Source organism: Streptomyces sp. 7R007 (assembly GCF_054850255.1).
Genome location: NZ_JBTWMV010000110.1, coordinates 1 through 9,134 on the forward strand (window position 1 = coordinate 1; position 9,134 = coordinate 9,134).

Here is a 9,134-nt window from a genome sequence, read left to right on the forward strand (position 1 = left end):
ACACCCACCCCCTCCACAGCAGGCACCCACTCGACGGCATAGAGGCCGGGCACGGCGACGCGGAAGCGGTCGGGGTCGGCCGGGCGCATGCGGACCGATTCGGCCGTCAGGACCGGTTCGCCCTCGGGGTCGGTGATCACGAGCCTCACCTGTTCGCCGTCCCTGGACAACCGGACGCGGACCGCGGTCGCGTCGACCGCGTGCAGCGTCACGCCGTTCCAGGTGAACGGCAGCCACAGCGTGCCCTTGTTCAACTGGTCGGCCAGCAGCGGGTGCAGAGCCGCGTCGAGCAGCGCCGGGTGCAGGCCGTGGCCGGGCGCCTCGCCTGCGGTCTCGGGCAGCACCACGTCGGCGAGCAGGTCCTCGCCGTGCCTCCAGGCGGCGCGGAGTCCCCGGAACGACGGTCCGTAGGCGTACCCGGCGGTGGCGGCGGCGTCGTACAGGCCGGCCACGTCCAGCGGGACCGCGCCGGCCGGCGGCCACCGGTCACCGGACGGCGCGGGGGTGGAGGGCGGTTCGGTGGTCAGCGCGCCGGAGGCGTGGCGCAGCCAGCCGCCGTCCTGCCGTGAGTGGATGTGCAGGTCGCGTCGGCCGGTGTCGTCGGGCGCCGACACCGCCACCTGTATCCGGAGTGCTCCCGTCGGGGGCAGGACCAGGGGTGCCTCCAGGCTGAGCTCCTCCACCCGGGTGCTGCCGGTCTCGTCCGCCGCGCGCAGCGCCCACCCGAGCAGCGCGGTCCCGGGCAGCAGGGTCGTTCCGCCGATGACGTGGTCGGTCGGCCAGCCGCCGCCGGCCGCGGAGATCTCCCCGGTCAGCAGGCAGCCGCCGTCCGCCTGTTCCAGCACGGTGTCGACGCCGGCGGACGCGTGGCCGTCGAGCCAGAACCGTTCGTGCTGGAAGGCGTAGGTGGGCAGGTCGACGGCGCGGGGAGCGGGGTCGGCCGGGAACCAGGGGGTCCAGTCGACGGTGATGCCGGCGCCGTGCAGCCGGGAGAGGGCCTGGCCGAGGGCGTGCGTGTCGGGTCGGCCGGGGTCGAGCGCGGGGACGGTCGGCGCGTCGTCGAGGATGTGCTGCGTGGCGGTGACCAGGACGGGGGCCGGGCCGAGTTCGACGAAGGCGTCGGGGCGGGTGGAGGTGCGGCCGGCCGCGGCGTGTTCGACGGCGGCGTGGAAGCGGACCGGTTCGCGCACCTGCCGTACCCAGTAGTCGGGTGTGGTGATCAGTTCGTCGGCGGTCTGTCCGGTCAGCGTGCTGACGAACGGCAGGGCCGGCTGGTGGAACGACAGGCCGTCGAGGGCGGCGGCGAAGTCGTCCAGCATCGGTTCCATCAGCGCCGAGTGGAAGGCGTGGCTGACCACGAGGCGCCTGGTCTTGCGGCCCTGGGCCGCCCAGTGCTCCGCCACCTGGTCGACCAGGTCCCGCGGGCCCGAGACGACGGTGCTGCCGGGGGTGTTGAGCGTGGCGACGCTCACCGGTTCGGGCAGGGTGGCGGCCAGTTCGGCCGGGTCCGCCTGGATCGCGGCCATCGCGCCGCCGGCCGGCAGCCGTCCCATCAGGGTGGCGCGGGCGGCCACCAGTCGGCAGGCGTCGGGGAGGTCGAGTACGCCGGCGACGTGCGCGGCGGCTATCTCGCCGACCGAGTGACCGATGACCGCCCGGGGGGTGAGGCCCATGGCGGAGAGCAGCCGTGCCAGTGCGACCTGGAGCGCGAAGAGCCCGGTCTGCGCGTAGGTGGTGTGGTCGACGAGGTCGGGGCGCCCGGCGAGGACGACGGAGGCCAGGTCGTGCTCCAGGTGGGGGTCGAGCAGGGCGCACACCTCGTCGAAGGCCGCGGCGAACGCGGGGAACCGTTCGTGCAGGCCCGCTCCCATGCGGGCGCGCTGGCTGCCCTGGCCGCTGAACAGCCACACCTGTCCGTCGGCGGCGGACGTCTGCGGTGCGGCCGTGTCCAGTGCGGCCAGCAGTTCCTCCCGTGAGCCGCCCACGACCGCGATGCGGCGCTCGAGCGGCTGCCGCGTGGTGAGCAGCGACCAGCCCACGTCGACGGGCGAGAGGCGTGTATCGGCGGCGACGTGCTCGCGCAGCCGCCGTACCTGTGCGCGCAGCGCCGCGTCGGTCTTCGCCGACACCACCCACGGCACCGGGGCCGCGGGGTCGGCGGCCGGTTCGGGCGCTGCCTCGCGCGGGGGTTCCTGGGGGGCCTGTTCCACGACGAGGTGCGCGTTCGTCCCGGACGCGCCGAAGGAGGAGATGCCGGCGCGTCGGGGGCGGCCGTTGCCGTCCCAGGGCGTCGGTTCGGTCAGCAGGCGCAGGGCCCCGGACGACCAGTCGACGTGCGGGGAGGGTTCGTCGGCGTGCAGGGTGGGCGGCAGGACGCCGTGGCGCATGGCCATGACCATCTTGATCACTCCGGCGACGCCGGCCGCCGCCTGGGTGTGGCCGAGGTTGGACTTGACCGACCCGAGCCACAGCGGGCGGTCGGCGGGCCGGTCCTCGCCGTACGCCGCCAGCAGGGCGCCCGCCTCGATCGGGTCGCCGAGCGTGGTTCCGGTGCCGTGCGCCTCGACGGCGTCCACGTCGGCGGCGCGCACCCCGGCCGCCGCGAGGGCGGTCCTGATCAGGCGTTCCTGGGCCACGCCGTTGGGCGCGGTCAGGCCGTTGCTCGCCCCGTCCTGGTTGACCGCGGACCCGCGGACCAGCGCCAGCACACGGTGGCCGCGGCGCCGGGCGTCGGAGAGCCGTTCCAGCAGCACCAGGCCGACGCCCTCGGACAGGCTGGTGCCGTCGGCGCCCGCCGCGAACGCCTTGCACCGGCCGTCGCCGGCCAGGCCCCGCTGCCGGGCGAAGTCGACGAACGCGCCGGGCGTGGCCATGACGGTCACGCCACCCGCCAGCGCGAGGTCGCACTCGCCCTGCCGCAGCGCCTGGCAGGCCAGGTGCATCGCCACCAGCGACGACGAGCACGCGGTGTCCACGGTCACCGCCGGCCCCTCCAGGCCGAAGGTGAAGGCGGTCCGGCCGGAGAGCAGGCTTCCGGAGCCGGCCAGCCAGCCGTAGCCCTCCAGCCGAGGGTCGCGGGGGGCCGTGCCGGCGCCGTAGTCGTGGTACATCACGCCCGTGTACACGCCCGTCGGTGAGCCCTTGAGTGCGGCGGGGGCGATGCCCGCCCGTTCGAACAGCTCCCAGGCGGCCTCCAGCAGCAGCCTCTGCTGCGGATCGGTGGCCAGCGCTTCGCGCGGGTTGACGCCGAAGAACCCGGCGTCGAAGTCCATGGCGCCGGTCAGGAACCCGCCGTGGCGGACGTAGGTGGTGCCCGGGTGGCCGGGGTCGGGGTGGTAGAGCCCGCCGAGGTCCCAGCCGCGGTCGGCGGGGAACTCCCCGATCGCGTCCTGCGCCGTCGACACCAGCCGCCACAGGTCCTCGGGCGAGGACACGCCGCCGGGGTAGCGGCAGGCCATGGAGACGATCGCGACCGGCTCGTCCGGCCGGGCGGTGACCCGCGCCGGGGCCGTCGCCCGGGTGGGCCGCTCGAACCGGGAGGCCAGGTGGGCGCCGAGGGCCTGCGGGGTGGGGTGGTCGAAGACCAGCGTCGCGGGCAGGCGCAGACCGGTCGCGCCCGCCAGGTGGTTGCGCAGCTCCACGGCGGTGAGCGAGTCCAGGCCGAGGTCCTTGAACGTGGCCTCCGCGCCGACGCCGTCCGGCGAGGCGTGCCCGAGGACCGCCGCCACCCTGGTCCTGACCAGCTCGGTCAGCACCTCGCGGCGCCGCTTTGGCGCCAGTCCCGCGAAGCGGTCGGCCTGCGCGGCGTCGGTGGCCGCCGGCGGACGGCGCGGCCCGGCCAGGCCCCGCAGGACCGCCGGTACGTCGCCGGGGATCGCGCGGGGGTCGAGGCCCGCCGCCAGCACGTACGGCCTGGCCGACCGGGTGGCGGCCTCGAACAGGGTCAGTGCCCGGTCCCGGCTCAGCGGGGTGATGCCGGCGCGGCGCATGCGGGCGAGGTCGGTCTCGGTGAGAGCCGCCGTCAGGCCACTGGAGTCGGCCCACAGACCCCAGGCCACGGACAGCGCGGGAGGCCCGTCGCGGCGGGCGGCAAGGGCGTCGCAGAACGCGTTCGCCGCCGCGTAGCCGGCCTGGCCGGGGCTGCCGAGCAGGGCGGCCGCGGAGGAGAACACGACGAACATGCGCACCGGCAGGTGCGCCGTCGCGGCGCGCAGGTGGGCCGCTCCGGCGGCCTTCACCGCCCAGGTGCGGGCCAGTTCCTCCGGTGTCAGGGAGGTGATCACGGCGTCCCCGAGCCGGCCGGCGGCGTGGACGACGCCGGTCAGCGGGTGGGCGGGGTCGATGCCGGCGACCAGGTCGCTCACCGCGGCCGGGTCGGTGACGTCGAGCGCGGTGATCTCGACGTCGGCGCCCAGGGCGGCGAGCCGCGCCACCAGGTCGGCCGCGCCGGGGGCGTCGGCGCCCCGCCGGCTCGCGAGCAGGAGCCGGCCGGCCCGTCCTGAGCGTACGAGGTGCTCGGCGACGGCGCCGCCGAGGACGCCGGTGCCACCGACGATCAGCACGGTGCCCGCCGGGTCGGGCGCCAGGGGGGTGCCGGTCTCCGTGGCCGGAGTGATCCGCCGGAGCCGGGGCACCAGCGGTGTGCCCTGCCGGATCGCCAGCTGCGGCTCGGCGGGGTCGAGGAGTGCTACGGCCGTCTCGGCGCCGGTGCCCTCTTCGACGTCGACCAGCGTGAACCGGCCGGGGTGTTCGGCCTGCGCGCTGCGCACCAGACCCCACACCGCCGCACCGCCCGGGTCGGGGTCGGCGTCCGCCACGGCTCCCTGGGTGAGGAGCACCAGCCGGGTGTCGGCGAGCCGTTCGTCGGCCAGCCACGTCTGCAGCAGTACGAGGGTCCGCTCCACGGAGGCGAGTGCGCGGGCGGCGTCGGAGGGGGCCGGTTCGCCGTCCGAGGGGCTGGGGCCTGCGGTGTCGACCGAGGCGACGACGGTCGAGGGGGCGGTGGCGCCGGCCTGGAGGGAGGCGAGGGCGTCGTCCAGCTCCAGCCAGTCGCGGTCGGGCAGTTGCCGGGTCGGCGCGCAAGGCGTCCACTCCAGGGTGAACAGCCCGCGCGCGGCGCCCCCGGCGGTCTGCATCTCCCGCGGGTCGGCCGGGCGTACCGTCACCCGTCCCACGTCGACGACCGGCGCGCCCGCCGGATCGGTCGCCGACAGCCGGAACGCCTCGCCGGTTCCCAGGGCGGACAGCGTCACCCGGAGTGAGGTCGTCCCGCTCGCCCGCAGCGACACGTCGTTCCAGCTGAACGGCAGCGCGGGCCGGCCGTCGTCGGGCCGGGCCAGCAGCAGGAGGGGATGGAGGGCGGCGTCGAGCAGCGCGGGGTGGATGCCGAACCCGCGGGGCGCGCCCGCGACGTCCGGCAGCCGCACCTCGGCGAACAGCTCGTGGCCACGGCGCCACAGCGCGCGGACGCCCTGGAACGCCGGGCCGTACCGGTATCCCGCGGCGGTGGCCCGTTCGTAGAGCGTCTCGGGGCTGACCGGTTCCGCGCCCGGCGGCGGCCACTCCGCCTCGGCCCGCGCCGCCGTCTCCGCCGGGTCCGCGGCGGTGTCGCCCAGGATTCCGCTCGCCTGGCACAGCCAGTCCCCGCCGCCTCCGTCCTCGTCCCTGTCGCCGGGCCGGGAGTACACGTGTACCTCGCGCCGCCCGTCGTCGTCGGGCTCGCCGACAGCCACCTGGACGGTGAGGCCGCCGGAGGGGGGCAGCACCGTGGGTGCGTGCAGGACGAGTTCCTCGACGGCCGCGCAGCCGGAGGCGTCGGCCGCGCGCAGGGCCCACTCCACCAGCGCCGCGCCCGGCACCAGTCGGTGCCCCGCTACTTCGTGGTCGGCGAGCCACGGCAGAACCTGCCGTGACACCCGCCCGGTGAGCAGCCGGCCGTCCGTCCCGGCCTGCGGTACGGCGGCCACGAGCACCGGGTGACCGGCGGCGGCCAGACCGAGGCCGGCCGGGTCGCCGGCACAGCGCCCGGCCCGCAGCGGGAACCGTTGCCGCTGGAAGGCGTAGGTCGGCAGGTCGACGATCCGGGGAGCCGGCTCGGTGGCGTACCAACGCGTCCAGTCGACGTCGACGCCGGCGGTGAACGCCTGGGCGAGCGCGAGGGCGAGCTGGGCGAGGTCGCCGTGACCACGGCGCAGCGTGGGCAGCGCGGCGGCCCGGCAGCCCGCCTGGTCGGCGCACTCCTCGATGCCCGGGAGCAGCATCGGGTGAGGACCGGCCTCGATGAAGACGCGGTGCCCGTCGGCGAGCAGGGCGTGGACGGCGTCGACGAAGCGGACCGGCCGGCGCAGGTTGGTCACCCAGTAGTCGGTGTCCAGTACGGCACCGTCCGCGCGTTGGCCGGTGACCGCGGAGTAGAACGCCACGTCTCCCCGGCCGGGGGTGATGCCGGCCAGCGTCCGGGTGAGCTCGTCGGTGATCTGGTCGATCTGGGGACCGTGGGAGGCGTAGTCGACGTCGATCACCCGGGCCCGCAGCCCCTGCTCCCGCGCGCTGGCCACCGCCGCCGCGACCGCGTCCGGCGGCCCGCTGATCACCGTCGACGACGGGCCGTTGAGCGCCGCGACGGCGACACCGGGCGATTCCGCGACGGCGACACCGGGCGATTCCGCGACGAGTTGGGCCGTACGGTTCTCGTCCGTGCCGATGGACGCCATCGCGCCGTGCCCGGACAGCCCGCGCAGGGCCCGGCTGCGCAGGGCCACGACCCGGGCGGCGTCGTCGAGGGTCAGGATCCCGGCCACGCAAGCGGCGGCGATCTCACCCTGCGAGTGCCCCGCCACCGCGGCGGGCCGCACACCGTGCTCGGCCCACACCGCGGCCAGCGACACCATCACCGCCCACAGCACCGGCTGCACCACGTCCACCCGGGCCAGCGCCTCCCCGCCGCCCCGCAGGACGTCGGTCAGCGACCAGTCCACGTAGGGTGCCAGCGCGCGCTCGCACTCCGCCACCCGCGCGGCGAACGCGGGGCACGCGGTGAGGAGTTGGGCCCCCATCCCGGCCCACTGCGCGCCCTGCCCGGGGAAGACGAACACCGGACCGGGATGCCCGGTGATCGCGGGGACGCCGGGGGCCGCGAGGCCGGGGTGGGGCTGCCCCTCGGCGAGCGCCCGCAGGCCCTCGACCAGGGCCGGGGCATCGGCACCGACGGCGACCGCGCGGTGGTCGAAGACCGTCCGGGTCGTCAGCAGCGACCAGCTCGTCTCCGCCGGGGACGGAACGGGCTCGACGGCCACCCGGTCGGCCAGACGCCGCGCCTGCGCCCGTAACGCTTCCGGCGACTTCGCCGACAGCACCCACGGCACCACCGCGGGCACCGCCACGGCCGGGGAGACGGACTCCGGCTCCGGGGCCTGTTCGAGGATCAGATGGGCGTTCGTGCCGGACATGCCGAACGCCGAGATCCCGGCGCGGCGCGGCCGGCCCGTCTCGGGCCAGTCCCTCGGCTCGGTCAGCAGCCGCACGGCGCCCGCGGACCAGTCGACATGAGGGCTGGGCGCGTCCACGTGCAGGGTGGCGGGCAGCCGCCCGTTCCGCAGCGCCATCACCATTTTGATCACGCCCGCGACACCCGCCGCGCCCTGGGCGTGTCCGATGTTGGACTTGACCGACCCCAGCCACAGCGGCCGGGCGTCGGGGCGGCCCTGACCGTAGGTGGCCAGCAGCACGTCCGCCTCGATCGGGTCGCCGAGCGTCGTGCCGGTCCCGTGCGCCTCGACCGCGTCGACGTCCGACGCGGACAGACCGGCACTGGCCAGCGCCGCGCGGATCACCCGCTGCTGGGACGGGCCGTTGGGCGCGGTCAGGCCGTTGCTCGCGCCGTCCTGGTTGACCGCCGAACCGCGGACCACGGCCCAGATCCGGTGTCCGTTGCGCCGCGCGTCCGACAGCCGCTCCAGTACCAGCAGCCCCACGCCCTCGGAGAAGCCGGTGCCGTCCGCGGCGGCCGCGAAGGACTTGCACCGGCCGTCCGGCGCCAGCCCGCGCTGCCGGGAGAACTCCGTGAATCCGCCCGGGGTGGCCATCACGGTGACGCCGCCCGCCAGCGCGAGGTTGGACTCCCCCTGCCGCAGCGACTGGCACGCCAGATGGATCGCGACCAGCGAGGACGAGCACGCCGTGTCCACCGTCACCGCCGCGCCCTCCAGGCCCAGGGTGTAGGCGACGCGGCCGGACAGCACGCTGAGCGCGCTGCCGGTGAGGAGATGGCCCTCGGCCTCCTCGTCCGGGTGAGGGGTGCCGAAGCCGGGCTGGCCCGCGCCGACGAAGACACCGGTCGGCGTGGCGTTCAGCGAGCGCGGGTCGATGCCCGCCCGCTCCAGCGCCTCCCACGCCGTCTCCAGCACCTGCCGCTGCTGCGGCTCCATCGCCGCCGCCTCGCGGGGACTGATGCCGAAGAACGCCGCGTCGAACGCGTCCACGCCGTCGAGGAAACCGCCCTGGCGGGTGTAACACGTGCCCGGATGATCGGGATCGGGGTGGTACAGCGCCTCCAGGTCCCAGCCCCGGTCGGCCGGGAACCCGCCGATGACGTCACGTCCGGACGCGACGACGTCCCACAGGTCCTCCGGAGAGGCCACCGCGCCGGGGAACCGGCACGCCATGCCCACCACGGCCACCGGTTCGGCCTGCCGCTCCTCCATCTCGCGCAGGCGCTGCTGGGCCTGCCCGAGGTCGATCGTCACCCGCTTCAGGTACTGGCGCAGCTTGTCCTCGGTGCTCGACATCAGTCCTCGTTCCCCGTCAGGACGATCGCAGTTGCTTGTCGATGAGCTCGAACATCTCCTCGTCCGAGGCGGTCTCGACGTCGGCCGCCGCCGGCGCGGCCCGGTCGGCGTCGAAGCGCGCGAGCAGTCCGCGCAGCCGGCGGCCGACTCGCTCGCGGGCCTCCCGGTCGAGCGCCAGCACGCCGAGGGCGCTCTCGATCCGGCCGAGGTCGGCCAGCACCGGCTCCACGGTGTCGGCCGGGGGGACGGCCGCGCCGTCCGGGTTCAGCCGGCCGAGCAGATGGTCGGCGAGCACGGCCGCGTGCGGGTAGTCGAACACCAGCGCCGGGGGCAGGCGCAGTCCGGTGG

2 protein-coding genes are annotated in these 9,134 nt (G+C 76.0%); both read right to left on the bottom strand.

Going from position 1 to position 9,134, the window contains the following annotated elements:
• A partial coding sequence (locus ACYF6T_RS43940; RefSeq protein WP_461703598.1) for an SDR family NAD(P)-dependent oxidoreductase occupies positions 1-8,786 on the bottom strand: 8,786 nt, incomplete at its 3' end.
• 16 nt (positions 8,787-8,802) lie between these two features.
• The coding region (locus tag ACYF6T_RS43945; protein ID WP_461703599.1) for a hypothetical protein at positions 8,803-9,134 on the bottom strand (332 nt) is incomplete at its 5' end.